Here is a 22441-nt window from a genome sequence, read left to right as displayed (position 1 = left end):
GCGGTGAAAGCGTCGGGCGCTGGGGGGTGTCAGGCGCCGCCGGCGTCGGAGCGGTCGGCGTCCGATGCGTTGCGGCGCAGCACCTGCTGGGCGTTGGACAGGAGCTTGTCGGCTATGGCGCCGGCATTGACCTTGTAGGTGCCCTGGGCGATGGCGGCCTTCACTTCGGCCACCTTGGCGGCGTTGAAGTCGCCGCTGGTGTCGGCGGCGACGCCGGCGGCGGCCCGCGTCTCCATCGAGCGGGCCAGGTTCGACACGGTGACCGTCGCGGCGGGCGCTGCCGCAGCCGTGGCAGTGCTGCCGACGGCGGGCGCGGCGGCCGCACCCGTTCGGGCTGCGGGCGCCTTGAGCAGGTCGGCTTGCAATGAGGGGTTGATCTTCATGGCTTTTCTCCATCGCCTCGCAGGGTAGGAGGCGGCACAGGAGTTGTTTCGGCGGTCGAGGCCGGAACTTTAGGGCCAATTGCAACTTTTTGCAGCGCCCGGGGCACGCCCGACGGCCGGCGCGAGGTCGTCAAAGAGAGTGGGCTGTCGGTGCGGAGCGCCATAGTTGTCGTATCGACGCCTACAGCGCCATCTGTACCGTCTGCGAATCGACCACGGTGCCGTTCATGATCCGGCCGTTGTCCATCCGCACCCGGACCTGCTGGCCGACGAAGCCGGCGTTGATCGCCTGGCCGCCCGAGGTGACGGCGAAGCCCGGGCCCTGCGCCACGATGCGCACCTGGCTGCCGGCACCGAAGGCCTGCGGCGCCCGCACCAGCGACTGGCGCAGCGCCTGGCCGGGTTGCAGGGCGCGGGTGACGGTGGTCCCGATCCACTGGGCCGGGTCGGAGACGATCGGCGAGGCGTCCTCGGCCCAATCGACCTCGGCCTCGACCGCGTCGCCCGCGGCCAGCGTGGTGCCGGGCGCAACCGCCCCCTGCACCACCCAGGCCGGGCCGAAGGCCTTCACCGTGACCGGCAAAAAGACGTTCCAGCGCACCGCTCCTTCCAGGCAGCGCAGGCCGAGCCGCGTCTTGCCCCAGAGACGCATGCCGGGCGGCAGGTAGGGCTCGACCCGGGCGCAGGGCGCCAGCCGCAGCCGGCTGTCGAGCGCGCCGAGGCTGACTTCCATGCGCAGCGGCATGTTGGCGGCGGCCGGCGCCTGGGCGACGGCGGCATCGAGGAATTGGCGGCTAGCGGCGGCGATGTCGGGTACGGCCTCCAGGCCCGGTGCCACCGGCACGGCGGCCGGCGGTATCGCGGCGGCGGCGGCATGCACGGCCGCGGCAGGTGCCGCGGGCACGGCGACGCCGATCGGCGGCATCGGGTAGGCGGGCGCCATCGGGGCGGCGGACGCGACCACGGCGACCGGCGCCTTGGCGGACGTTGCGGCTGCGGCCGGCTGCGCTTTGGTCACCGCGGCCAGCTGCGCCGCCTGCATCGCCTGGACGGATGCCGGGATCTGAATGGGCCTGGCCATCCCCGCGGCGGCGGGCGCCGCGGGGATGGCGGGCTCGGCCGCGGCGGCGACGCCGGCCGGTAGGCAGGCCGCCGCCAGCAGGCAGAGCGAAGTCGAAAAAGGGGGGTGCATGGCGGTGGTCTCCCACAGTGGCCGGGACACCGACTGTAGGGCGGCCCGCGGCGGGCGAGCGGGCGAACTGCGGCGGCTTCACCCCCTTCATTCCGGGTTCGGCCGCGGCTTCGGTTTTCATAATTACTCCCACGTGGAGAACCGTGCCGCCCCCGGTGCCGCCCTCCTGCCCATCCACCCTACGCCGACGACGGCCGCGCCCATGCTCGACAAGCTCACACAGGCAATTGATTTCCAAGGCAAGGCCCTGGTGATGCGCGCCGAGCGTCAGCGCAACATCGCCAGCAACATCGCCAATGCCGACACGCCCGGCTACGCCGCCCGCGACTTCAAGTTCGCCGACGCGATGCGCGACGCCACCGGCAACGGCGGCACCGCCCTCGGCGCGCTGCGCCTTGCGGCGCCCCAGTCGGGCGGTGGCGTAGGCGGCAGCACGGTGGCGATGGGCACCGGCGCCGGCCACATCCCGCTGACTAGCTCGACGGGCTCGCTGCAATCCGGCTCCGGCCCCAGGATGGACTACACGGTGCAGAGCCAGCCCAGCATGGACGGCAACAGCGTGGACCTCGACCGCGAGCGCGCGGCCTTCACCGACAACTCGGTCCGCTACGAGGCCACGCTGCGTTTCATCAACGGTTCGGCCAAGACGATGCTCACGGCCATCCAGGGCCAGTAGGCCTCGCCGCACGGTTCACCCAGGAGTTTCGCCATGTCGATGTTCTCTATCTTCAATATCTCCGGCAGCGCGGTCGGTGCGCAGTCGCAGCGCCTGAACGTGGTGGCCAGCAACCTGGCCAACGTCGACGCGGTGGCCGGACCCGACGGCAAGGCCTACCAGGCGCGCCAGGTGGTGTTCCAGACGGTTCCCTACGGCAACGAAGGCAGCGCCGGCGTGAAGGTGTCGTCGATCTCAGAGAACACGTCGCCCGGCCGCAAGCTGCTCGACCCGAGCAACCCCGCCGCCGACGCGCAGGGCTACGTGACGCATTCCAACGTGAACGCGGTCGAGGAGATGGTCAACATGATCTCGGCCTCGCGGGCGTACCAGAACAACGTCGAGGTGATGAACACCGCCAAGTCGCTGCTGCTCAAGACCTTGCAGATGGGCCAGTAGGCCCTCAGCCCACCCAGACACCACCGGAGACCGCCATGGCCACCACCAACAACGTCGCTGCCGCCACCTCCAGCAGCACCTACACCTACACGCCCACGACGGACGCCAGCAAGGCGGCCACCGGCGCGGCCGCCAACGTGGCCAACGACCCGGCCACGGCGCAAGACCGGTTCCTGAAGCTCCTGGTGGCGCAGCTCACCAACCAGGACCCGACGAATCCGATGGACAACGCGCAGATGACCTCGCAGATCGCGCAGATCAACACCGTCACCGGCATCACCCAGCTCAACAGCACCGTCAAGGACATGGCGGCCCAGCTGGCGGCCACGCAGGGCCTGCAGGCGACGGCGCTCGTCGGCCGCACGGTGCAGGCCGAGGGCGACACGCTCTCGATCGACAAGACCGGCAAGACCGGCACCGGCGGCTTCGAGTTGTCGGGAGCGGCCTCCAGCGTGGTAGTCAACATCGCCACTGCCAGCGGCAAGTCGCTCGGCAGCATCAACATGGGCACGCAGAGTGCCGGCGCCCACGACTTCAGCTTCGACACCTCGGGCTACACCGGCACCGAGCCGCTGAAGTTCACGGTCGAGGCCACCAACAAGGGCACCGCCGTCAGCAGCACCTCGCTCACCAGGAGCACCGTCACCAGCGTCGGCTCCGACAGCAGCGGCGCGCTGACGCTCAACCTGGGCAACGGCAGCAGCGTCGCCTACGGCAAGGTCAAGGCGATCAGCTGACCGGCCCCGCCGCACCGTTCCGAACCACACCCCCACTCCCTATCACACCCGCCACGGCCACCATCCACCAGGAGCACCGACCATGTCATTCCAGCAAGGGCTTTCGGGCCTCAACGCCTCCAGCCGCAACCTCGACGTCATCGGCCACAACATCGCCAATGCCAACACCACAGGCATGAAGGCCTCGCGCGCCGAGTTCTCGGAGCTGTACGCCGGCAACATCGGCACCTCGGGCGGCACCGCGGCGGGCATCGGCGTGGCGGTCAGCACCGTGTCGCAGCAGTTCACCCAGGGCAACATCACCACCACCGGCAACAGCCTCGACGTGTCGATCAACGGCAGCGGCTTCTTCACCGTGGCCCAGCCCAACGGCGACCTGGCCTACACCCGCGCCGGCAACTTCAAGCTGGACGCGACCGGCAACATCATCACCAACGACGGCGCCAAGCTGCAAGGCGACATCATCGACCCGGTGACCGGCGCGATCAGCAAAGGCGCCCTCACGGTACCCACCGGCAAGGGCGTGGCGGGCAAGGAAACCACCACCGGCAAGCTGGAGCTGAACCTCGACACCCGGGCCCCGGTGGCCTCGGCCCAGGTGCCGCCCACCCCCACCACCACCTACGGAACCTCGCTCAACGTCTACGACAAGCAGGGCGCCGCCATCCCGGTGAACCTGTACTTCGTGAAGACCGGCCCCAACGCCTGGAACGCCTATACCAAGCCCGACGCCAGCGACACGCCCACCGCGCTGACCTTCGACACCAGCGGCAAGCTGCTGACACCCAACCCGGCCACGATGACGCTGACCGGCCTGCAGAACGCGGGCAGCACCAGCGACCCGGTCTCCGTCGCCTTCGACCTGAGCGGCATGACGCAGAACGCCTCGTCGTTCGCGGTGTCCGACCTCGCTCAGAACGGCTACGCGCCCGGCCAGCTCACCGGCATGTCGATCGAGAACGACGGCACGCTGACCACCCGCTACTCCAACGGCCAGACCCAGTCGGCAGGCCGGGTGACGCTGTCGAACTTCCGCAACGTGCAGGGCCTGGAAGTCTCCAACGGCGGCTACTGGAAGCAGACCGCCGCCTCCGGCGCGCCGATCACCAGCAACCCCGGCTCGGGCAGCTTCGGCCAGCTGCGCTCCGGCGCGCTGGAAGACTCCACCGTCGACCTGACCGGCGAGCTGGTGAACATGATGACCGCGCAGCGGGCCTACCAGGCCAATGCGCAGACGATCAAGACCCAGGACCAGGTGATGTCAACCCTGGTGAATCTGAGGTGACATCCCCCCAGGCTGCGCGCTGCGCGCTTCGCCTACCCCCCCTTCCGCTGCGCGAAGGGGGGCGACGACGGCGGCCAGGCGGAGCCTGTTCCGCGGCGTCCTCTGGGACGGAGCCGCATCGGTGGTCTATGCGATGCGCGCGGGCTACGCGTTTCGTATCGCTTTCTTAAAGGTTGTGCATGGACCGTTTGATCTACACCTCGATGACCGGCGCCAGCGCCGCTGCGGCACGGCAGACGGTGCTGGCCAACAACCTGGCCAATGCCTCGACCAACGGCTTTCGGGCCGAGCTGTCGCAGTTCCGGGCGGTGCCGCTCAACGGCAGCGGTGCCAGCACCCGGGTGTTCTCAGTCGAGACGACGGCGGGCTTCGACGACCGCCGCGGCGCGATGCAGCCCACCGGCCGCAACATGGACGCGATGGCCCAGGGCAATGCCTGGTTCGCGGTGCAGGGGCTCGACGGCACCGAGGCTTACACCAAGAACGGCACGCTCGAGGTCAACGCCCAGGGCACCCTGGTCAACAGCGTCGGCCTGACGGTGCTCTCCGACGGCGGCGCGCCGATCGACGTGCCGCCGGGCGCGCAGATCGCGCTGGGCCAGGACGGCACCATCACCGCCAAGACCGACGGCCAGCCGCCCGCCACGCTCGGCCGCCTGAAGCTGGCCACGCCCACGCCCGAAGACCCGATGAAGCGCAGCGACGACGGCCTGTTCCGCGCCCGTTCCGGCGAGCCGGTGCCGCAGGACGCGCTGGCCCGCATCCAGACCGGCGCGGTGGAGAGTTCCAACGTCAACCCGGTCGAGGCGATGGTCGGGATGATCGCCGCCGCCCGCCAGTTCGAGCAGCAGATGCGCCTGATGCAGAACGCCGAGACCAACGACAAGACCGCCAGCAAGTTGCTGAGCATGCAGGGCTGATGCCCGTCCCGCCCGCCCCCCATTCCCAAGGTAGCCCGCCATGATCAATTCGCTCTGGATCTCCAAGACCGGCATGGAAGCCCAGCAGACCCAGCTGGACGTCATCTCGCACAACCTGGCCAACGTCTCCACCAACGGCTACAAGCGCGCCACCGCGGTGTTCGAGGACCTGATGTACCAGAACCTGCGCCAGGTGGGTGCCAACAGCACCGAGCAGGCGCAGCTGCCGACCGGTCTTCAGCTCGGCCTGGGCGTGCGCACCGTCGCCACCAGCCGCTCGTTCGCCCAGGGCAGCCTGCAGCAGTCGGGCAACGTGATGGACGTGGCCATCAAGGGCAACGGCTTCTTCCAGGTGACCCAGGCCGACGGCACGCTGGGCTACACCCGCGACGGCTCGTTCCAAGTCAACGCCCAGGGCCAGCTGGTCACCGCCACCGGCCTGCCGGTCGCCAGCGGAGTGACCATCCCCGCCAATGCGCAGAGCGTCTCGATCGCGGCCGACGGCACGGTGAGCGTCACCACGACCGGCGCCGCCGCGCCGCAGCAGGTCGGCACCATCGCGCTGGCCAACTTCATCAATCCGGCCGGCCTGGAGCCGCGCGGCCAGAACCTGTTCACCGAGACCGCCGCCTCCGGCCAGCCCCAGCAGGGCACCGCCGGCCTGAACGGCCTGGGCTCGCTGATGCAGGGCTACGTGGAAACCTCCAACGTCAACGTGGTGCAGGAACTGGTCACCATGATCCAGACCCAGCGCGCCTACGAGATGAATTCCAAGGCCGTGACCACGTCCGACCAGATGCTGCAAAAGCTGGGACAACTGTGATGAATCTCCGCACCCTCCTCTCTCCCGCGCTGGCCGTCGCGGCCGGCCTGCTGCTCGCCGGCTGCGAGACCACCCGGCCGCAGGTCGACATGGCGATCACCTCGGCCCCGCCGATCACCTACACCACCGCGGCCAAGCCGCCGGTGACCGGCGGCCTGTTTCACGTCAGCCAGTTCCGCCCGGCCTTCGAGGACCGGCGCGCCCGGCTGGTGGGCGACAGCCTCACCATCCTGATCTCGGAGAACGTCTCGGCCAGCCAGAAGTCGTCGTCCACCGCCGACCGGGCCAGCAGCAACAAGGCGGGCATCACCGCGCTGCCCTTCTTCGGCGCGGCCTCGCTCGCGGCAAAGACCGGCATCGGCGCCTCGACCGAGAACACCTTCGCCGGCAAGGGCGGCACCGAAAGCGCCAACACCTTCACCGGCACGATCACCGGCACCGTGGTGCAGGTACTGCCCAACGGCTATCTTATGATCGCCGCCGAGAAGCAGATCGGGGTGAACCAGAACGTCGACGTGATGCGCTTCACCGGTACCGTCGATCCGCGGGCGATCCTGCCGGGCAACGTGATCCCGTCCACCCAGGTGGCCAACGTGCGGGTCGACTCGCGCGGCCGGGGCGCGCAGGACGAAGCGCAGACAGTAGGCTGGTTTTCCCGCGTCTTTTCCAGCTATAGCCCTTTCTGATCGTACGCAGAATGCAGCCATGGCACTGCATTCCCCCATCGCTTCCGTCGCCGCCGCTTCCCGCGGCGCATCCGGCCTGCTGCAGGCGGCCCGGCTGGCCGCCGCGGCGCTGCTGGCCCTGACGGGCCTGGGCCTGGCCCTGCCGGCCCAGGCGATCCGCATCAAGGAAGTGGCCCAGATCGCCGGGGCCCGCAGCAACAAGCTGACCGGCTACGGCCTGGTGGTGGGCCTGGACGGCACCGGCGACCAGACCACCCAGATGCCGGTCACCACGCAGAGCCTGTCCAACTACCTGCAGCAGCTCGGCATCACGCTGCCGTCCGCCTCCCTCTCCCAGCTCCAGCTCAAGAACGTGGCCGCAGTGCTGGTCACCGCCGAGATGCCGGCCTTCGCCCAGCCGGGCCAGGCGATCGACATCAACGTGTCGTCGATCGGAAACTCCAAGTCGCTCAAGGGCGGCACCCTCATCGTCACGCCGCTTCGCGGGGTGGACGGCGAGATCTACGCCCTCGCCCAGGGCAACATGGTGATCGCCGGTGCCGGCGCCGCCGCCGGCGGCAGCAAGGTGCAGATCAACCACCTGAGCGCCGGCCGCATCCCCGGCGGCGCGCAGGTCGAGCGGATCATCCCGTCGCCGCTGCAGGAAGGCACGACGATCAACCTCGACCTGAACGCCACCGATTTCCAGACCGCCCGCCGCGTCGCCCAGATCATCAACAGCCGCATCGGCGCCGGCACCGCGCAGGCGCTCGACGGCCGCACGGTGCAGGTGCAGGCGCCGCTCGACCCGAGCACCCGTGTCGGCTTCATCGCCGACCTGGAAGAGCTGCCGCTGGAGCTGTCCACGCCCGCGGCCAAGGTGGTGGTGAACGCCCGCACCGGCTCGATCGTGCTGAACCAATCGGTCACGCTCGGCCCCTGCGCCATCGCGCACGGCAACCTGGCGATCACCATCAGCTCGACCCCGGTCATCAGCCAGCCCGGTGCATTCTCCGGCGGCCAGACGGTGGTGGCGCAGAAGAGCGACATCCAGATCAAGCAGGAGCCCGGCACACTGCTGACGCTGCCCGCATCGCCGCAGCTCGCCGACGTGGTGCGGGCGCTCAATTCGCTCGGCGCCACGCCGCAGGACCTGCTGGCCATCCTGCAGGCCATCAAGGCCGCCGGCGCGCTCAATGCCGAGCTGGAAGTGATTTGACGGGAGCACCTGCATGGCCATCTCCTCCGCTGCCTCCTCCGTGATGTCCAACGCGTCCCTGCTCGGGACGGGTGGGCAGAACGCCGTTTCGTCCAACTCCCTGGCGGCCGATGCGCGTAACCTCAACTCGCTCAAGGCCCAGGCCGGGCAGGACAGCCCCAAGGCGATCCGCGAGACCGCCAAGCAGCTCGAGTCGCTCTTCATGCGCGAGCTGTTGAAGAGCATGCGCGAGGCCACGATGAAATCGGGCCTGACCGACAACGCCGGCAGCGACCTGGGCACCGACATGCTCGACCAGCAGTTCGCGGTGCAGATGTCGGGCCAGCGCGGCGGCCTGTCGGACCTGATCGCCAAGCAGCTCTCGCGGCAGACCAACGGTGCGGATGCCGACGGCGACGCCGCGCCGATGGAATTCAAGGTTCCCTCGACCCTGTCGCTCGGCCGGTTCGACGCCAGCGGCATCACCGGTGCGGCTGGCGCCGCCGCGGCCACCGTGGCACCCGCCAGCCGGGTGCGCACCACCCAGACGCAGGCGGGTTTCGTGGAACAGCATGCCGACGTGGCCGCCCGCGTGGGCCAGGACAGCGGCATCCCGGCGGCCTTCATGGTCGGCCAGGCCGGCCACGAGACCGGCTGGGGCAGGAGCGAGATCCGGATGAAGGACGGCAGCAACTCGTACAACCTGTTCGGCATCAAGGCCGGCGGCGGCTGGACCGGCAAGGTCGCCGAGATCACCACCACCGAATACGTCGGCGGCAAGGCGCAGAAGGTCACGGCCAAGTTCCGGGCCTACGACAGCTACGAGGATTCGTTCCGCGACTACGCCCGGATGATCAACGAGAGCCCGCGCTACGCCGCCGCCCGCGGCAAGACCGATTCGGCCCTGGGCTACGCCACCGAACTCAAGCGCGCAGGCTACGCCACCGACCCGGCCTACGCCAGCAAGCTGAGCCGCGCGATCAAGAGCACCGAGCAGCTGCAGCGCGCCCAGCAGGCGCAGGCCACGGTGCCGACGCCTGCGGGCGGCATCGGGACCGGGACCTCCACCGTCTTCGCGGGTACAGCGGCATGACACCGCGCGCCACCACCCGGTCGAGCCGCCCGACCGCCGCCCTGCGCGGCGCAGGGGCTGCGCCATGAGCGGCCTACTGAACGTCGGCACCCGGGCGCTGCTGGCCAACCAGGCCGCGCTCTCGACCACCGGCCACAACATCGCCAACGTCAACACCCTCGGCTACTCGCGCCAGACGGTGGTGATGGGCCAGGTGCAGGGCCAGAACACCGGCAGCGGCTACATCGGCAAGGGCGTGCAGATCGTCACGGTCGACCGTCAGCACAGCGACTTCCTGATCAAGCAGAGCACCGCGGCCAATTCGGTCGCCGCGGGCGACACCGCGCGCGCCACCAAGCTCTACCAGATGGAGGACGTGTTCCCCGGCGGCGCGTCCGGCCTAGGCGCGGCGATCACCGACCTGATGGGCGCCTTCGGCGACGCGGCGATCACCCCCACCGACCTGACCGCTCGCTCGGTCGCGCTGGCCCGCACCGACGAGCTGGCGACCCGGTTCAACAACGCGTCGGCCAGGCTCGACGACCTGGCCAGCTCCACCAAGCAGGAGCTGACCTCGGCCGTGACCGCGGTCAACCGCCTCACCGCGCAGATCGCCGACGTCAACGAGCAGATCGCCCGCGCCACCAGCAGCGGCCACGCGCCCAACGACCTGCTGGACCAGCGCGACCAGTTCATCAACGACCTGAACGGCTACGTGCAGACCTCGCAGCTGGCGGCCGAGGACGGCACCGTCAACGTGTTCCTCGGCAGCCAGCCGCTGGTGCTGGGCGTGGCGGTGACGCCGCTGACGCTCAACACCGACGACCCGACCGGCGCCAAGCTGACGATCGTGCGCGACAATGCGACGACGGTGCTCGACGAGAACGCCATCGGCGGCGGCAGCATCGCAGGCCTGCTGAAGTTCAACAACAGCGATCTGGCCGACGCCCGCAACCAGTTGGGCCGGATGGCGGCGACCGTGTCGTCGCTGGTCAATGCGCAGCATTCGGTGGGCGTGGACCTGAACGGCAAGCAGGGCACCGCGCTCTTCACCACGCCGCAATTGGACAACGTCTACGACAGCACCGGCGTGAAGAGCACCGCGGTGGGCGTGACGCTCACCGACACCACCGCGCTGAAGGCGACCGACTACGAGCTGCACTTCGACGCCGCCGGCACCGGCGGCACGCTGATCCGCACCTCCGACGGCAGCAAGGAAGCGTTCACCGTCACCGGCGGCACCCTGACCTTCGCCGGCGGCACCGCCGCCACGCTCGACGGCCTGCGCTTCGCCGTCGGCACGCCGGCGCCCGCGGGCAACACCACCCTCACCGCCAAACCTTTCGAGGTGGCGGCCGCCAAGATCAAGAGCACCGTCTCGGATCCCCGCGCTCTGGCCGTGGCGAGCCCGATCCAGCCGACGCTGGGTGCCACCAACACCGGCACGCTGACGGTGGCCTCGATCGCCGCCACGCCGGCGCTGGCGACGCCCACCAGCAACCTGACGCTGACCTTCGCCAAGGCGGTGGCCCCGGCGACGCAGGACACCTATAGCTACACCGACGCCGGCGGCGCCACCGTCACGGCCAACTACGTGCCGGGCCGGGCGATCGTGGTCGAAGGCCGCAGCATCACCCTGAAGGGCACTCCCGCGGCCGGCGACACCGTCACCATCGGCGCGGCCACCGCCGCCTACCGCGGCACCAGCGCCGGCAACGCGAGCGCGCTGGCCGGCATCGCCGACGTGGCGGCGTTCGACGGCGCCACCGTCTCCGACGGCTACTCCCACATCATCGCCGGCGTGGGCCTGCGGGTGCAGAACGCGCAGTACGCGTCGCAGGTGTCGTCGTCCATCGCCAAGAGCCTGACGGCCGACAAGACCGCCATCTCGGGCGTCAACCTCGACGAGGAAGCCGGCAATCTGCTGATGTACCAGCAGGCCTACCAGGCGTCGGCCAAGCTGATCCAGGTGTCGCAAAGCATCTTCGACTCCCTGATCCAGACCATGGGCCGCTGACGCGCCGAACCGCAGGAGACCCTCCCCGTGACCGCACCCTTTTCCCGCATGGGCACCGCCAACTCCTACGAGACGGCGCTGCGCAACCTCTCGGCCCGGCAGAACTCGCTCGTGACCCTGCAGGGCCAGATGAGCGCCAACAAGTCGGTGCTGCGCGGCAGCGACGACCCGACCGCCGCCGCTGCGGCCGAGCGCGCCACCACCCGACTCTCGCGCATCGACTCGGAGCAGCGCGCACTGGCGGCCCAGCGCAACACCATTCAGAACGCCGAGAGTACCCTCGGCAGCGTCAATTCGGCGATCCAGGATTTCCGCGAGCTGGTGGTGCAGGCCGGCAGCGGCGTCTACAACGCGACCGACCGGGCCAGCATCGCCCAGCAGCTCACCTCGCTGCGCGACCAGATCCTGGCCTATGCCAACGAGAAGGACACCAACGGCCAGCCGCTCTTCGGCGGCCTGGGCAGCAGCGTGGCGCCCTTCGTCGACGGCAGCGGCAACGTGAGCTACGACGCGGTGGCCGGGCAGAACGCCAGCGCCGGCAACGCGATCTCGAACACGATCGACGGCAAGGCGACCTTCATGAACGTGCCCACCGGCAACGGCGTGTTCACCGTCGACCTGGCCAAGGACGCGTCCGGCAAGGTGACCAACACCGGCACCGCCTCGACCGATGCCGGCAAGGTGACCGACCCGTCGGCCCTCACCGGCAACGGCTACACCATCAGTTTCGCGCTCGACGCGGCCGGCAAGACGACTTACACCGTCACCAACACCACCACCGGCACCGCCGCGCTCACCAACCAGCCCTACGTCGCCGGCAACGCGATAGCGTTCGACGGCATCTCGTTGACCGTCAAGGGCAACCCGGTGGTGGGCGACACGATCAACGTCGGCACCAGCACCACCAGCAACCTGTTCAAGACGCTTGACGACGCGATCTCCACCATCGGCAAGGCGGGCGCCAACGTCGGCGCGATCGGCCAGGCGGTGACCAACGCGCTGGTGCAGCTAGACGCGGGCCTGACCCGCACCTCGGCCAGCCGCGGCTACGCCGGCGAGCTGCTCAACCGGGCCGACCGGATCAGCGACGTGCAGGATGCGCGCACCACGCAGGTCACCTCCGACCTGTCGGTGGCCGAGGGCTCCGACCAGGACAGCCAGATCAAGCGCATCTCGGATTTCCAGAACCAGCAGACCGGCTACTCGGCCGCGCTGCAGTCGTACGCGCAGATCCAGAAGCTGTCGCTGTTCAACTTCATCGGCGGCTGATCGTTTGCTCCGGGGCCGCAGGCCGGGCCGCCCGGCTACGATGGCGCACTCGATCCGATCCCACGCCTCTGCGCCGCGCACTGCATGACCGCTTCCGTTCTCGACAGCATCACCCTGGGCTATCAGCCGCTCTGGGGACCGCGCCGCACGCTGGCGGGCGTGGCGCTCTTCGTGCGCACCGTGGACGCCGGGGTGGACGCCCAGCACCTGCTCGACGCGATCCAGGACCTGCTGCCGGCCGAGGCACCGCCCCTCTTCCTGGTGGTGCAGTCGCAGCGCCTGCTGATCGACCTGCTCGACCATGCGCGGCCGCCGCTGCCCGCCGGCCGCACGCCCACCTTCTCCACCAACGGGCTGTTCGCGCCCACCATCGTCGTGATGGCCGGGGCCCTGACCCGCCCGGGCGTCGCCGAATCGGTGCGGCGCGCCTACCGCCGCGGGCTGCAGATGGTCTGGAAGGGCGACGCCGCCCTGCCGCCCGACCACACGATCGCCAACTGCTTCGCCCGCCACTGGCTGACGCTGCCGCCCGGCATGGCCGCGCAGGCGCTGCACGAGGCGCGGCGTCCGGCGCCCGACTACGGCAGCGGCCAGGCCGTGCCGCCCGGCATCTGGCCGCCGGGCCACATCTTCGGCGAGCTGCCCAACCTGGCCCTGGCCGACTACTGCCTGCAGCGCTGCGGCGCGCTGGCCGTGGCCGGCTGGCCGGCCGAGGACACCGTCTACCACCTGCGCCACAAGCCGCTGGAGCCGGAGCACGCGGTGGTGCTGGCGACGCTGCAGGCGCTGGAGGCCGACCGCCCGGCCGAGCAGGTCGACCGCATCCTTTGCGACGACCCGCTGCTGGCCTACCGCTTCCTGGTCTATGCCAACTCGCCGGGCGTGGGCCTGCGCGGCGCGGCCGAGTCGGTGCGGCATGCGCTGATGATGCTGGGAACCGCGACCCTCGCACGCTGGCTGGCCGAGCAGCTGCCCCATGCCACCCACGACACCGCTCTGCGGCCGGTGAAGGCCGCCCTGGTGCTGCGCGGCAGGCTGATGGAGCACCTGCTCGAGTCGGGCGTCGAAGGCGCGCTGCGCCGCGAAGTCGCGATGTGCGGCCTGTTCTCCGGCCTGGACCAGCTGCTCGACCAGCCGCTGGGCGCCATCCTGCACAGCCTGCCGCTGTCGAGCAGGCTCTACGATGCCGCGGTACTCCACACCGGCCCCTATGCCGAGGCGCTGCAGATGGCGATGGCGCTGGAATCGGCCGACACGCCGGCTACCCATGCGCTGGGCAAGCGCCACGGCATGGCGGCCGAGGACGTCAACCGTTCGCTGCTGCGGGTGGTGGCCGGCCTGCAGGCGGACGCGCTGCTGATCTAGGAGGCTGCCCGGCAGAAGGATCGTCGGCTACGAAGCGACCGCAGCGGTCCATTTTTCACCGGCTTCTTGCCCCATAGCCTGCTATGCGGCAGCGAATCCGGCAAAAACTGTCCTCGCTGGGGTCGCTTCTCGCTATCGACGCCTTCTGCCGCGCAGCCTCCTAGCCGGCCGGTTGTTATGCTCGCCGGCCCCTCACCCGGCAGACGGCGCATGACCCCCACTTCCTCCCCCATCGAGATCGAGACCGGCCCGCAGCCGCGCGCCAGCATCGTCGTGCTGCACGGCCTGGGCGCCAGCGGCGAGGATTTCGTGCCCTTCGCCGACGAACTGGACCTGGCCGCCGTCGGCCCGGTGCGCTTCGTGTTCCCCTTCGCGCCGGTGCAGCCGGTCACCGTCAACGGCGGCTATGCGATGCCCGCCTGGTACGACATCTTCCCCGAGGTCGGCGGCCGGCGGCAGGAGGACGACGCCGGCCTGCGCCGCTCGCAGGCGCTGCTGGAGGCGCTGATCGCGCAGGAGAAGGCCCGGGGCGTGCCGGCCGGCCGCATCGTCGTCGCCGGCTTCTCGCAGGGCTGCGCGATGGCGCTGATGACCGGCGTGCGCCATGCCGAGCCGCTGGCCGGCATCGTCGGCCTGTCGGGCTACCTGCCGGTGGCGGCCACCACCGCCGCCGAGCGCAGCCCCGCCAACCAGCGCACGCCGATCTTCCTGGCCCACGGACGGCAGGACGGCGTGGTGACCATGCCCCGGGCCGAGGCGACGCGCGACGCGCTGCAGGCGCTGGGCTATTCGGTCGAGTGGCACACCTATCCGATGCAGCACAGCGTCTGCCCGCAGGAAGTGGCCGACCTGAACCGCTTTCTTCTGCAGGTTCTGGGCTGAGCCGGTGCTCTGGATTGCTGGCCCGAAGAGGCTGTAGTCGTTGCTGTATGCCGGCTACTAGCTACATATTTAATAGCGTGCATCCGCCATGGGGCGGGCATTGCGCCGAATGCGGGCGCAAAAGGCCGGCCAGTGTTACCGTGCGTGCCAGCAAATGACAAGAATGAAGAAACCATGGGCGAACTGCAACAGCGGCTGGAGGCACTGACGCCCGGCAGCCTCACCGGCATCCGGCGCGGCATCGAGAAGGAAAGCCTGCGATCGCGTGCCGACGGCAAGCTGTCGCTCACGCCGCATCCGGCGGTGCTGGGCTCGGCCCTGACGCATCCCCACATCACCACCGATTTCAGCGAATCGCAGCTGGAGCTGATCACCGGCGTGCACGCCGGCGTCGAGGCCTGCCTGGACGAGCTGCACGAGGTGCACCGCTTCGTCGCCCAGTCGGTCGCGCCCGGTGCCGACGAGCTGATGTGGGCGTCGAGCATGCCCTGCGGCCTGCCCTCGGACGAGACGATCCCGATCGGCCGCTACGGCACCTCGAACGTCGGCCGCGCCAAGAGCGTCTACCGCATGGGCCTGGGCCACCGCTACGGCCGGCGTATGCAGACCATCTCGGGCATCCACTACAACTGGTCGATGCCGGGCCTCTCCAGCGCGCAGTATTTCGCGCTGATCCGCAACTTCCGCCGGCACGCGTTCCTGCCGCTGGTGCTGTTCGGCGCGTCGCCGGCGGTGTGCGAGAGCTTCGTCGAAGGCCGGCCGCACGCGCTGCAGCGCATCGGCGACTACACGATGCACATGCCCCACGGCACCTCGCTGCGCATGGGCCGGCTGGGCTACCAGAGCGAGGCGCAGGCCTCGCTGTCGGTGAGCTACAACGGCCTGGAAGGCTACGGCGCCTCGCTGCACGAAGCCCTCACCCGACCGTACCCGGCCTACGAGACCATCGGCGTGCGCAACCTGGGCGGCGAGTACAACCAGCTGGCCACCACGCTGCTGCAGATCGAGAACGAGTTCTACGGCACGATCCGCCCCAAGCGCACCATCTTCCCCGGCGAGCGCCCGCTGCATGCGCTGCGCGAGCGCGGCGTGGAGTACGTCGAGGTGCGGCTGATGGACCTGGACCCGTTCGAGCCGCTGGGCATCGGCCCGCGCACCGTGCGGCTGCTCGACGTGTTCCTGCTGCACTGCCTGCTGGCCGACAGCCCCGACGACAGCCCCGAGGAGATCGCCGAGATCGGCCACAACCAGCACCTGGTCGCCGCCCGCGGCCGCGAGCCCGGCCTGCGGCTGCAGCGCCGCGGCCGCGCCGTCTCGCTGATCGACTGGGCCGCCGAGATCCTGGCCGAATGCGTGCCCCTGGCCGCCGCGCTGGACGCGGTCGACGGCGGCAGCCTGCATGCCGAGGCGGTGCGCGCCGCCGAGGCGTCGCTGGCCGCGCCGCAGACGCTGCCCTCGGCCCGGGTGCTGAAGGCGATGGCGCAGGACCACGGCAACTCCTTCGTCGACTTCATCCGCAACCGCTCGCTCGCCACCCGCGACGCGCTGCTGGCCGCGCCCCTGCCGGCCGACCGCCAAACCGCGTTCGCCCAGATGGCGCAGCAGTCGGTCGATGCGCAGAAGGCGATCGAGGCGGCCGACACGCTGCCCTTCGAGCAGTACCGCGAGCAGTACGTGTCGCCCGCGCGGCTGATGCCGCGGGCGATGCAGGCGCGGGCCGCGCAGCCGGCCTGAGAAGGGGTGCGCACTCCGCACTCGAAAAATAAAGCGCCTTAAATCGATCGCAATACGTATAATGTTCGATATGACGAACACCTACTGCTTCGACTTATCACCATGAAAGTGCAGCAATCGGCAGTCTTGGCATCGCATCTGCTGCAGGAAGCCAGCCAACTCGGCCATCTTTTCGCCCGCTTGCGCCACGCACGCAAGATCAAGCAGGCAGATGCGGCACTGCGTGCGGGCATTTCGCGCAACACCGCCTACCGGCTGGAAAAAGGCGATCCGGGCCTCGCCATCGGCCAGTGGCTGCGGTACCTGGACGCCATCGCCCCGGGGGCCACTTTGGCAGACCTCCTGATGCAGACCGATCCCGCACTGGCCGCACTGCAGGCCCACGAGGCGACCCGGCGGGTGCGCGACCTGAGCGCCGCCGAACGGGACGAGCTGAACTTCTGATCGCGTCCCCGCGGCGATAGCCCTGTTTCCTGCGCCACCCCATGCCGGCAAAAGAACGCAAGTTGATCGCCTTCGCCCACCTCGGCGAAGACTGGGCGCCGTGTGGCCAGCTCACCCTGACCTAGCAAGGCCCCGAACTGCTGACATCGCGTTTTGCCTATGGCCTCAACTATCTCCAGCGCCCCGATGCGCTGGAGGTCGATCCGGTCAGCCTGGGCATCGGCGGCCCGGAGCCGGTCAGAGGCAGGCTGCTGCTGCCCATTCACAACCTGACGGGCTTCGGTGGCATCCGTGATGCCGCGCCGGACTCCTGGGGTCGCCGGGTGATCGAAGCCAAGCTCAAGGTCCCGGCGAACAGCCTGCCCGAGTCGCAGTACCTGCTGCATGCGGGAAGCGAGCGCGTCGGCGCACTGGACGTCCGCACCGGCCTTGCGGAAGCGCCCACCGGTACCACCGGCGACGTGCACACGCTCGCCTACCTGATGGAAGCGGCCGAGCGGATCGAGGCAGGCGAAACGGTCCCCGCGCATCTCGACCCGATCTTCGTGGCAGGCACTGCCCTCGGGGGTGCCCGGCCCAAGGCGTCGGTGCGCGATGGAAGCGGGACGCTCTGGCTCGCCAAGTTCCAGAGCCGACACGACGCATTCGACATTCCGGCAGTCGAGTGCGCTGCTTTGGTACTGGCCCGAGAGACGGGGCTGCAGGTGCCCCCGGTTGCCACGCGCATGCTCGGCGATCGCCGCATCATGATGATCCGTCGTTTCGACCGCTACTGGCTGGCGCACGACACGCGGCCCGACGCATCGACCGATCTCATGGAGGCAGGCGGACGGACCGAGCGCCGTATGGGTTTCGTCAGCGGTCTGACCATGGTGGGATGCGACGAGACCGAATCGCGCATCAAGTCCTATGCAGACCTGGCGGCTGCCGTGCGCCGCTACTGCCATCCGGATGCGATCCGGGCGGACAACGAAGAGCTTTTCAAGCGGATGGTCTTCAACATCTTCGCCAGCAACGACGACGACCACCTGCGCAACCACGGTTTTTTGTGGGACCCCCGGCTACCCGGCTGGCGGCTGAGCCCGCTCTACGACGTCCTGCCGCGCCCGAGCCACGCGGCCGAGCGTTATCTGCACCTGGGCATCGGGCCGCAGGGCCGTGTTGCGACGATCGACAACGCCTTGGCCGGACATGCGATATTCTCCTTGGGCCGGGCCCGCGCATGCGCCCTGATCGGCGAGGTGTGGCGGGCCGTGCGGGAGTGGAAGGTGTCGTTCGGGCAGTCCGGCGTCGCGGACCACGACATCGCCAAGGTGGCGACCGCGTTCCGGCATCTGGACGACATCAGTACCGTGAATACGCGCAAGCTGCTGCCCTGACGCAGGGGGATCGAGCCGGGGCCGGCAGCTTCGAGGCGATGCACATTGCCTTCGCGCTCGTGGGCGATCTGGCCGGTGCGTACTCACGGCGCATCGCTATCCAGCATCGCTTGGTGTACGAGGTCATTGCGCAAGAGCACACGGTTCGGGTGCTACGAATGTGGACGCACTACGAGCGACGCACCAACCCGGCCACCTCACTCGCCCCGCACCGCGTCCCGCATCTTCTCGAACGCCCGCCAGAACTCCGCCTCCTGCGTATTCGCGAAATTGATCCGCATCAGCGTGCTGGGCGCGCGGGTGGCGTGGAACAGCGCCCCCGGCGCCAGCAGCCAGCCGTCGTCGAGCATGCGCTGGGCCAGGATGTCGGTGTCCACCCCAGTGTCCACCCAGCCGAAGATGCCCATCGGCTCGGCCACGAAGCGGCAGCCGGCCGCCTGGGCCAGCTTGACGCTGCGGCTGCGGGCGGTGTCCAGGCGGGCGCGCACACGCTGGGCGTGGCGGCGTAGCTGGCCCTGCTCGATGCAGATGGCCATGGCTTTCTCCAGCAGCGACGGGGTGGTGAGGGTGGCGAGCAGCTTGGTGTCGAGCATCCGCTCCAGCAAGTCCGGCGGCGCGGCCAGGAAGCCGATGCGCCAGTTGGGCGCCAGGATCTTGGCGAAGCCCCCCACGTAGAGGGTGCGGCGCAGGCCGTCGAGTGCGGTGACGCGGGTGGCGTGTTCGGGCGCGATGTGGCCGTAGGTGTCGTCCTCGACGATGTGGAAGTCGTGCTTGGCACTCAGCTCCAGCAGCCGGTGGGCGCTGCCGGGCGAGAGGCAGTAGCCGGTCGGGTTGTGGAACACGCTGACGCTGACGAAGAGGCGCGGCGCATGGGCCTCGCAATAGCGGGCCATCACCTCCAGGTCGGGGCCGGCCGCGTTGCGGGGCACCGGCAGCACCCGCATGCCGAGCGAGGCCAGCCGCGCGAACTCGACCGACCAGCCGGGCTCTTCCACCATCACCGGGTCGCCGGCCTTCAGCAGGGTGCGGCTGACGATGTCGAGCGCATGGGTGGCGCCCACAGTGGTCATGATCTGCGCGGGCGGCGCCTCGATGCCGATCTGCGCCAGGCGGCGCGAAAGCACTTCGCGCAGGCCCGCGTCGCCCAGCGGCTCGCCGTACTGCAGCGCACTGCGGGCCCAGGCGGCGCTGGCGACCACCTTGCGCACCGCGGCGGGCAGCGCGGGCAGGTCCAGCCAATCGGGCGGCATCACGCCCGAGCCCGGCTGGGCGCGGCCCGAGGGCGTGTGGAACATGCCGCGGATCAGTGCGGTGGCCTGCATCGGCGAGGCATGGAGCGGGCGCAGCGGCTGCGCGGCCTCTGCTATTTTTTTAGTAGCTGAAGGCCGGCCCGTATCGCCGGCTTCGGGCCTTTTGGGCCCCGAATCCCGCACGAAGAAGCCGCGCTGGCGTTGCGCCTCCACCAGGCCCTGGGCCAGCAGCAGGTCGTAGGCGGCGACCACCGTGTGCGGGCTCACGCCCTGCTGGCGGGCGCATTCGCGCACCGAGGGCAGCCGGGCGCCCGGCACCAGCAGGCCGGAGCGCACCCGCTCGGCCAGGCGTCCGGCCAGTTGTTCGGTGAGGGTCTGGCTGGGGGTGCGGGTCAGCATGGTGAAGGGCGTCGTGTGCCAGTGGATCGTCCGGTACAGATAGGCCAATTGATCGTCCATCTGTACCGGTACTGTGATGGCTATGCACTTTAAAGTAGCGGCCGTGACCTGGCAAGAATTCAACGTGCCGCACGGCCACGCCCGTTTTTTCTCACCGGTTCCGTCTCGACGCCTCCCACGTCCCACCCGAAGGATTTCGACATGCACTGGACCCTGGCCGCCCGCACCCGCAAGATGACCTCCTCCGCGATCCGCGACCTGCTCAAGCTCACCGAGCGGCCCGGCATCATCAGCTTCGCCGGCGGCCTGCCCTCGCCCGAGGCCTTCCCGGTCGAGGCCTTCGCCGAGGCCTGCCGGAAGGTCTTGAAGGACGACGGCCGCGCCGCGCTGCAGTACGCCACCACCGAAGGCCTGCCCGCGCTGCGTGAGGCGGTCGCGGCCGGCCTGCCCTGGAACGTCGACCCGGCCGACGTGCTGATCACCACCGGGTCGCAGCAGGGCCTGGACCTGGCGGCCAAGGTGCTGGTCGATCCGGGCAGCCGCATCCTGGTGGAGACGCCCACCTATCTGGGCGCGCTGCAGGCCTTCGCGCCGATGGAGCCCGAGGTGGTCGGGGTGGCCAGCGACGCGGGCGGCATCGACGTGGACGATCTGGCCGCCAAGGCCGAGGGCGCCCGCTTCCTCTACGCCCTGCCCAATTTCCAGAACCCCACCGGCCGCACGATGGACGAGGCGCGCCGCATGGCGCTCTCGGCCCGCGCCGCCGCACGCGGCGTGCCGATCCTCGAGGACAACCCCTACGGCGAGCTGTGGTTCGACGCGCCGCCGCCCGCCTCGCTCACCGCCCGCAACCCCGAGGGCTGCATCTACATGGGCTCGTTCAGCAAGGTGCTGGCGCCCGGTCTGCGCCTGGGCTTCATGGTGGCGCCGCCCGAGCTGCACCGCCGCCTCACGATGGCCAAGCAGGCCGCCGACCTGCACAGCGCGAGCTTCAACCAGCGGGTGGTGGCCGAGGTGATGAAGGACGGCTTCCTCGACCGCCACGTGCCCACCATCCGGGCGCTGTACAAGCGCCAGCGCGACGCGATGCTGGCCGCGCTGCAGCGCGAGATGGGCGGCCTGGGCGTGGAGTGGAACACCCCCGTCGGCGGCATGTTCCTGTGGCTGCGCCTGCCCGCCGGCATGGACGCCACCGCCTTGCTGCCCCGCGCGGTGGAGAAGGGCGTCGCCTTCGTGCCCGGCCTGCCCTTCTATGCCGGTGCCGGCGATGCCCGCGCGCTGCGCCCGTCCTTCGTCACCGCCAGCGTGGCGCAGATCGATACCGGCATCGCCGCCCTGGCCGCCGCGGTGCGCGAATCGCGGCCGCGGCGCGCGGCGCTGGCCGACGCGGCGGCGTGATGGTCCCGTCTCCTGCCGCACCGCCCCGCGCGCGGCCCTTCCAGCAGATCGATGTCTTCAGCGCCGAAGCCGGCCTGGGCAATCCGCTGGCGGTGGTGGTCGACGGCGACGGTCTGTCGAACGCGCAGATGCAACGCTTCGCCGGCTGGACCAACCTGTCGGAGACCAGCTTCCTGCTGCCGCCGACCACGCCCGAGGCCGACTACCGGGTCCGCATCTTCACGCCCGGCGGCGAGCTGCCCTTCGCAGGCCACCCGACGCTCGGCAGCTGCCACGCCTGGCGCGCCGCCGGCGGCACGCCCCGCCGCCCGGGCCTGGTGGTGCAGGAATGCGGCGCGGGCCTGGTCCGCATCCGCCAGACCGGCGACCGGCCCGCCTTCGCCGCCCCGCCGCTGCGGCGGCGCGACCCGGCCCCGTCGGTGCTGGCCCAGGTGGCCCGGGCGCTGGGCCTGAAGCCGCAGGAGATCCGCGGCGCGCAGCTGCTCGACAACGGCCCGGTCTGGCTCGGCCTGCAGCTCGACAGCGCCCACACCGTGCTGGCCCTGGCGCCCGACCATGCCCGGCTGAAGCAACTCGACGTGAAGGTGGGCGTGGTGCACGTCGACCCGCAGCCGGCGCCCGGCGCGCATGCCCTGCTGGTGCGCGCCTTCGCCGCGCCGATCGGCGTACCCGAAGACCCGGTCACCGGCAGCCTGAACGCGTCGCTGGCGCAGTGGCTGATCGCCGAGGGCGCGGTGCCGCGCGCCTACCTCGCGTCGCAGGGCGAATGCCTGGGCCGCGCCGGCCGCGTCTTCGTCGAGCAGGACGACGACGGCACCACCTGGATCGGCGGCGACGTCGCGCCGTGCATCCAGGGCACCGTTCTGCTGTGAGGCGGCCACAGCCCGTTTCTTGAACAAAAGTAGCCGCAGCCGG

General features: G+C 70.1%; 21 protein-coding genes. 18 read left to right on the top strand and 3 right to left on the bottom strand.

The window, feature by feature from the left end; all coding sequences use genetic code 11:
* Positions 1–29: 29 nt before the first annotated feature.
* A complete protein-coding gene (flgM, locus tag DFQ15_RS13225; RefSeq protein WP_110466423.1) occupies positions 30–383 on the bottom strand; it encodes a flagellar biosynthesis anti-sigma factor FlgM in 354 nt (117 codons plus the stop codon).
* Positions 384–564: 181 nt separating this feature from the next.
* Positions 565–1308, bottom strand: a complete 744-nt coding sequence (flgA, locus tag DFQ15_RS13220; RefSeq protein WP_110466452.1) for a flagellar basal body P-ring formation chaperone FlgA — start codon at positions 1306–1308, stop codon at positions 565–567.
* 469 nt (positions 1309–1777) lie between these two features.
* On the opposite strand from flgA, the gene DFQ15_RS13215 reads away from it, so the two are divergent.
* From DFQ15_RS13215 to DFQ15_RS13140, 16 genes are all read left to right on the top strand, one after another.
* The gene (locus DFQ15_RS13215) at positions 1778–2251 is read left to right on the top strand and encodes a flagellar basal body rod protein FlgB (RefSeq protein ID WP_110466422.1); all 474 of its coding nucleotides are present in this window, start codon (positions 1778–1780) and stop codon (positions 2249–2251) included.
* Between the two features lie 33 nt (positions 2252–2284).
* Positions 2285–2689: a flagellar basal body rod protein FlgC gene (gene flgC / locus DFQ15_RS13210; protein ID WP_110466421.1), complete on the top strand. Its 405-nt coding sequence runs from the start codon at positions 2285–2287 to the stop codon at positions 2687–2689.
* Between the two features lie 35 nt (positions 2690–2724).
* Positions 2725–3426, top strand: coding sequence for a flagellar hook assembly protein FlgD (locus tag DFQ15_RS13205; protein WP_110466420.1), 702 nt, complete (start codon positions 2725–2727; stop codon positions 3424–3426).
* 82 nt (positions 3427–3508) lie between these two features.
* Entirely contained in the window at positions 3509–4711 is a 1203-nt protein-coding gene (flgE, locus tag DFQ15_RS13200; protein ID WP_110466419.1) for a flagellar hook protein FlgE, read from the top strand.
* A gap of 179 nt (positions 4712–4890) precedes the next feature.
* Positions 4891–5631, top strand: coding sequence for a flagellar basal body rod protein FlgF (locus tag DFQ15_RS13195; RefSeq protein WP_110466418.1), 741 nt, complete (start codon positions 4891–4893; stop codon positions 5629–5631).
* Between the two features lie 40 nt (positions 5632–5671).
* The gene (flgG, locus tag DFQ15_RS13190) at positions 5672–6454 is read left to right on the top strand and encodes a flagellar basal-body rod protein FlgG (protein WP_110466417.1); all 783 of its coding nucleotides are present in this window, start codon (positions 5672–5674) and stop codon (positions 6452–6454) included.
* Positions 6454–7140, top strand: coding sequence for a flagellar basal body L-ring protein FlgH (locus DFQ15_RS13185; RefSeq protein WP_110466416.1), 687 nt, complete (start codon positions 6454–6456; stop codon positions 7138–7140). Before flgG ends, DFQ15_RS13185 begins: the two co-directional genes overlap by 1 nt.
* A 19-nt stretch (positions 7141–7159) precedes the next feature.
* On the top strand, positions 7160–8338 hold the full coding sequence (locus tag DFQ15_RS13180) for a flagellar basal body P-ring protein FlgI (protein ID WP_110466415.1): 1179 nt from the start codon (positions 7160–7162) through the stop codon (positions 8336–8338).
* Between the two features lie 43 nt (positions 8339–8381).
* Entirely contained in the window at positions 8382–9410 is a 1029-nt protein-coding gene (flgJ, locus tag DFQ15_RS13175; RefSeq protein ID WP_110466451.1) for a flagellar assembly peptidoglycan hydrolase FlgJ, read from the top strand.
* A gap of 64 nt (positions 9411–9474) precedes the next feature.
* Positions 9475–11406 carry a flagellar hook-associated protein FlgK gene (flgK, locus tag DFQ15_RS13170; protein ID WP_110466414.1) on the top strand — a complete coding sequence of 644 codons (1932 nt, stop codon included), beginning with the start codon at positions 9475–9477 and terminating at the stop codon, positions 11404–11406.
* Between the two features lie 27 nt (positions 11407–11433).
* The gene (gene flgL, locus DFQ15_RS13165; RefSeq protein ID WP_233504499.1) at positions 11434–12675 is read left to right on the top strand and encodes a flagellar hook-associated protein FlgL; all 1242 of its coding nucleotides are present in this window, start codon (positions 11434–11436) and stop codon (positions 12673–12675) included.
* 84 nt (positions 12676–12759) lie between these two features.
* Positions 12760–14040 carry an HDOD domain-containing protein gene (locus DFQ15_RS13160; RefSeq protein ID WP_110466412.1) on the top strand — a complete coding sequence of 427 codons (1281 nt, stop codon included), beginning with the start codon at positions 12760–12762 and terminating at the stop codon, positions 14038–14040.
* A gap of 210 nt (positions 14041–14250) precedes the next feature.
* A complete protein-coding gene (locus DFQ15_RS13155) occupies positions 14251–14922 on the top strand; it encodes an alpha/beta hydrolase (RefSeq protein ID WP_110466411.1) in 672 nt (223 codons plus the stop codon).
* A 174-nt stretch (positions 14923–15096) separates the two neighbouring features.
* Positions 15097–16656, top strand: a complete 1560-nt coding sequence (gene gshA, locus DFQ15_RS13150; RefSeq protein ID WP_110466410.1) for a glutamate--cysteine ligase — start codon at positions 15097–15099, stop codon at positions 16654–16656.
* Between the two features lie 102 nt (positions 16657–16758).
* Positions 16759–17100, top strand: coding sequence for a helix-turn-helix domain-containing protein (locus tag DFQ15_RS13145; RefSeq protein ID WP_110466409.1), 342 nt, complete (start codon positions 16759–16761; stop codon positions 17098–17100).
* A gap of 323 nt (positions 17101–17423) precedes the next feature.
* Positions 17424–18479, top strand: a complete 1056-nt coding sequence (locus DFQ15_RS13140; RefSeq protein WP_233504497.1) for a type II toxin-antitoxin system HipA family toxin — start codon at positions 17424–17426, stop codon at positions 18477–18479.
* Between the two features lie 197 nt (positions 18480–18676).
* Here DFQ15_RS13140 and DFQ15_RS13130 read toward each other — a convergent pair whose 3' ends face one another.
* Positions 18677–20128 (bottom strand): aminotransferase-like domain-containing protein, encoded by a 1452-nt coding sequence (locus DFQ15_RS13130; protein WP_110466450.1) that lies wholly within the window; start codon positions 20126–20128, stop codon positions 18677–18679.
* 201 nt (positions 20129–20329) lie between these two features.
* On the opposite strand from DFQ15_RS13130, the gene DFQ15_RS13125 reads away from it, so the two are divergent.
* On the top strand, positions 20330–21526 hold the full coding sequence (locus DFQ15_RS13125; protein ID WP_110466408.1) for an aminotransferase-like domain-containing protein: 1197 nt from the start codon (positions 20330–20332) through the stop codon (positions 21524–21526).
* Positions 21526–22398 carry a PhzF family phenazine biosynthesis protein gene (locus DFQ15_RS13120; protein WP_110466407.1) on the top strand — a complete coding sequence of 291 codons (873 nt, stop codon included), beginning with the start codon at positions 21526–21528 and terminating at the stop codon, positions 22396–22398. Before DFQ15_RS13125 ends, DFQ15_RS13120 begins: the two co-directional genes overlap by 1 nt.
* Positions 22399–22441 lie beyond the last annotated feature (43 nt).

The organism is Xylophilus ampelinus (genome assembly GCF_003217575.1).
GTDB classification, from domain to species: domain Bacteria; phylum Pseudomonadota; class Gammaproteobacteria; order Burkholderiales; family Burkholderiaceae_C; genus Xylophilus; species Xylophilus ampelinus.
Note: the sequence above shows the minus strand (reverse complement) of the source record. Positions and strands in the feature narration are given on the sequence as shown.

What these genes read in the sequence shown, in the direction of transcription:
- flgM (WP_110466423.1), bottom strand. Translation starts at nt 383, where the DNA reads ATGAAGATCAACCCCTCATTGCAAGCCGACCTGCTCAAGGCGCCCGCA.
- flgA (WP_110466452.1), bottom strand. Translation starts at nt 1,308, where the DNA reads ATGCCGCCGATCGGCGTCGCCGTGCCCGCGGCACCTGCCGCGGCCGTG.
- DFQ15_RS13215 (WP_110466422.1), top strand. Translation starts at nt 1,778, where the DNA reads ATGCTCGACAAGCTCACACAGGCAATTGATTTCCAAGGCAAGGCCCTG.
- flgC (WP_110466421.1), top strand. Translation starts at nt 2,285, where the DNA reads ATGTCGATGTTCTCTATCTTCAATATCTCCGGCAGCGCGGTCGGTGCG.
- DFQ15_RS13205 (WP_110466420.1), top strand. Translation starts at nt 2,725, where the DNA reads ATGGCCACCACCAACAACGTCGCTGCCGCCACCTCCAGCAGCACCTAC.
- flgE (WP_110466419.1), top strand. Translation starts at nt 3,509, where the DNA reads ATGTCATTCCAGCAAGGGCTTTCGGGCCTCAACGCCTCCAGCCGCAAC.
- DFQ15_RS13195 (WP_110466418.1), top strand. Translation starts at nt 4,891, where the DNA reads ATGGACCGTTTGATCTACACCTCGATGACCGGCGCCAGCGCCGCTGCG.
- flgG (WP_110466417.1), top strand. Translation starts at nt 5,672, where the DNA reads ATGATCAATTCGCTCTGGATCTCCAAGACCGGCATGGAAGCCCAGCAG.
- DFQ15_RS13185 (WP_110466416.1), top strand. Translation starts at nt 6,454, where the DNA reads ATGAATCTCCGCACCCTCCTCTCTCCCGCGCTGGCCGTCGCGGCCGGC.
- DFQ15_RS13180 (WP_110466415.1), top strand. Translation starts at nt 7,160, where the DNA reads ATGGCACTGCATTCCCCCATCGCTTCCGTCGCCGCCGCTTCCCGCGGC.
- flgJ (WP_110466451.1), top strand. Translation starts at nt 8,382, where the DNA reads ATGTCCAACGCGTCCCTGCTCGGGACGGGTGGGCAGAACGCCGTTTCG.
- flgK (WP_110466414.1), top strand. Translation starts at nt 9,475, where the DNA reads ATGAGCGGCCTACTGAACGTCGGCACCCGGGCGCTGCTGGCCAACCAG.
- DFQ15_RS13160 (WP_110466412.1), top strand. Translation starts at nt 12,760, where the DNA reads ATGACCGCTTCCGTTCTCGACAGCATCACCCTGGGCTATCAGCCGCTC.
- DFQ15_RS13155 (WP_110466411.1), top strand. Translation starts at nt 14,251, where the DNA reads ATGACCCCCACTTCCTCCCCCATCGAGATCGAGACCGGCCCGCAGCCG.
- gshA (WP_110466410.1), top strand. Translation starts at nt 15,097, where the DNA reads ATGGGCGAACTGCAACAGCGGCTGGAGGCACTGACGCCCGGCAGCCTC.
- DFQ15_RS13145 (WP_110466409.1), top strand. Translation starts at nt 16,759, where the DNA reads ATGAAAGTGCAGCAATCGGCAGTCTTGGCATCGCATCTGCTGCAGGAA.
- DFQ15_RS13130 (WP_110466450.1), bottom strand. Translation starts at nt 20,128, where the DNA reads ATGCTGACCCGCACCCCCAGCCAGACCCTCACCGAACAACTGGCCGGA.
- DFQ15_RS13125 (WP_110466408.1), top strand. Translation starts at nt 20,330, where the DNA reads ATGCACTGGACCCTGGCCGCCCGCACCCGCAAGATGACCTCCTCCGCG.
- DFQ15_RS13120 (WP_110466407.1), top strand. Translation starts at nt 21,526, where the DNA reads ATGGTCCCGTCTCCTGCCGCACCGCCCCGCGCGCGGCCCTTCCAGCAG.